Here is a 2,636-nt window from a genome sequence, read left to right on the forward strand (position 1 = left end):
GGGTGGCGGATCGCTTCTGTGTCTTGCACCGGGGCCGTAACGTCGCCGAAGGCGATATTATGGCGCTGAATGAGCCGCTGCTGGCGCAGTGGATAACGCCGGATCCAGCGCCCTGAGGTCAAGATACTGGCCGAGATCGTCGCGCTGCGCGATATCGGCAAGCCACGGTATTTCGCCGAGGAACGGCGCGGCCAGTCGGTTTTTCAGCGTCGCCAGATATTCGGCGTGGCGCTTGCCCGGCGGCTGTACGTCATTGGCGATCCACCCCGCCAGCGGTAGTCCCGCCTGGCGTACCGCCTGAGCGGTAAGCATTGCGTGGTTGATACAGCCGAGCTTAACGCCCACCACCAGAATGACCGGCAGCTGTTCCGCCTGCGCCCAGTCGGCGAAGGTCAGGGAATCCGAGAGCGGCGTAAACCAGCCGCCGGCGCCTTCCACCAACACCCAGTCGGCGAGACCTTCCAGCTCACGCAGCCCGCTGGAGAGCCTGGCCGCGGCGATCGGCCGCCCTTCGTCGGCGCTGATGATGTGCGGGGAGGTCGGCTCGGCGAAGGTATAGGGGTTCACCTGGTCGTAACGCAATGCGACCCGACTATGACGCTGCAGCGCCAGCGCATCTTCATTACGCAGCCCATCGCCGGTAAGCTCGCTACCGGAGGCCACCGGCTTATAGCCGGCAGTGTGAAAACCCAGCAGATTCGCCGCCTGCAGCAGGGCGCTGCTGGCGATGGTTTTACCGACTTCAGTATCGGTCCCGGTGACAAAAAAACGTTTAGTCACGCTCAATGACTCCTGTAAAAAGAGAATACGTCAGCGGGCAGATGCCCTGCCGCTGCGGCCAGGCCAGCTGCAGCTCGCGCAGTTTGCCGCGGCCAAGCGGGGCGGCGGTCCGCCCCTGGTGCAAATGGGTGGCGCCGATGCCCTTCAGCGAGCGCATAGCGCTCAGCGCATCGGCGAACGGCAGGCTAATCTGATGAACCTCGCCGGTCGCGCGCAGGCCGCTAAGCGCCGCGCGCACCGCCGCTTCGCTAAGGAAACGGTTGGCATGCGGCCGGTCGTCGATGGCCTGCCACGCCTGATTGAGCTCCGGCAGCGAGTCGGCGAGCAGCGTGCTAAACGCCACTCTGCCGCCGGGACGCGCCACCCGGTACAGCTCGCCAATTGCCGCCCGTAGATCGTCGCACCACTGCACCGCCAGATTGCTCCACGCCAGATCGACGCAGGCGTCCGGCAGCGGCAGCGCCTCAATATCTCCCAGCAGATAATGCTGCGCGGCGTCGTTACGCTGCGCCTGGGCGAGCATCCCGGCGGAGAGATCCAGCGCGGTCACCACGCTGCCCGCCTCACGCCAATAGCGACTCATACTGCCGGGGCCGCAGCCGGCATCCAGCACCTGCGCAAAATCGCGGCGCGCCAGCTGGCGCAGCAGTAGATCGGCGCAGCGCCGCTGCAGTTCATCATGTTGCGTATAGCCGCTGGCCGCCCGGCCAAACGCCGCGGCCACCGCCTGCTTATTCACTGTGGCCATGCAGCACCTCCAGTAAACGGTTAATGTCTTCAGCATGATGGGCGGCTGTCAGGGTCAGGCGCAAACGCGCGCTGCCGACCGGCACCGTCGGTGGACGGATCGCCGTTGCCCAGCAGCCCGCGTCGCGTAGACGGCAGGCCAGGTTCAGCGCCCGGGCGTTGTCGCCGACGATCAGCGGCTGGATCGCGCTGACGGAGTCGGTCAACCCCAGAGACACCTCGCCCATCCCCTCACGGAACTGACGGATGCGGGCGGCCAGGATGTCGCGACGCTGCCGCCCTTCATCGCTGCGAATGATCCCCAGGGCAGCGCTCAGCGCCACCGCCTGGGCGGGCGGCATCGCGGTGCTGTAGATCAGATGACGGGCAAACTGCAGCAGATAATCGGCCATTGCTTCGTCGCACAGCACCGCCGCGCCGCTGACGCCGAAGGCCTTGCCGAAGGTAACCACCAGCAGCTCAGGGCGCACCGCCTGCGCGGCGCAGCTCCCGCGTCCTTCGTCGCCGACCACGCCAACACCGTGGGCGTCATCCACCAGCAACACTGCCCCTGCGGCCTGCGTCGCGGCGTGAATGGCCGCCAGCGGCGCGCTGTCGCCGTCCATGCTGAAAATGCCTTCAGTGACCGCCAACTGTTCGCCCGCCAGCGGCTTAGCCAGCAGTTGCGCGAGCTGCTGCGGATCGTTGTGGGTAAAGCGCCGCAGCTGCGCCGGGCTGAGGCTCGCGGCCTCCAGCAGAGAGGCGTGGCTCAGGCGGTCGGCGACAATCCGATCGTCTTTCTCCACCAGGGCGGCGATCAGCGCCTGATTCGCGGCAAAGCCGGAGATAAACAGCAATGCGCGCGGATAGCCCAGCCAGTCGGCGAGCGCCTCTTCCAGCGCGCGGTGGGCTTCGCTATAGCCGCTCACGTGGCCCGAGCCGCCGGCGCCGACGCCATAGCGCGTGGCCCCCTGTTGCCAGGCGGCGATAATCGCCGGATGCTGACTCAGGCCCAGATAGTCATTGCTGGAGAAGTTAAGCCAGCGCTCCCCTTCCCGCTCCAGCCAGCGCCCGGCGCCGTGCGTCACCGGCAGGGGGGGGGGGGGGGGGGGGCCGGCCCCCCCCCCCCC

General features: G+C 67.2%; 3 protein-coding genes. All 3 read right to left on the reverse strand.

Translation table 11 applies throughout. The features are described 5' to 3' along the window. Positions 1-57: 57 nt before the first annotated feature. Positions 58-780, reverse strand: a complete 723-nt coding sequence (bioD, locus tag HMPREF9538_RS02315) for a dethiobiotin synthase (RefSeq protein ID WP_009486308.1) — start codon at positions 778-780, stop codon at positions 58-60. Continuing rightward, entirely contained in the window at positions 773-1,528 is a 756-nt protein-coding gene (gene bioC, locus HMPREF9538_RS02310) for a malonyl-ACP O-methyltransferase BioC (protein ID WP_004142100.1), read from the reverse strand. The genes bioD and bioC overlap by 8 nt, the downstream gene beginning before the upstream one ends. Next, a partial coding sequence (gene bioF, locus HMPREF9538_RS02305) for an 8-amino-7-oxononanoate synthase (protein ID WP_009486309.1) occupies positions 1,512-2,636 on the reverse strand: 1,125 nt, incomplete at its 5' end. The genes bioF and bioC, both read right to left, overlap by 17 nt.

The organism is Klebsiella sp. MS 92-3 (genome assembly GCF_000195655.1).
In the GTDB taxonomy this organism is placed as follows: Bacteria; Pseudomonadota; Gammaproteobacteria; order Enterobacterales; family Enterobacteriaceae; genus Klebsiella; species Klebsiella pneumoniae.

Excerpts from the sequence above, each read along its gene's own strand:
- bioC (WP_004142100.1), bottom strand. The coding sequence starts at position 1,528 with ATGGCCACAGTGAATAAGCAGGCGGTGGCCGCGGCGTTTGGCCGGGCG.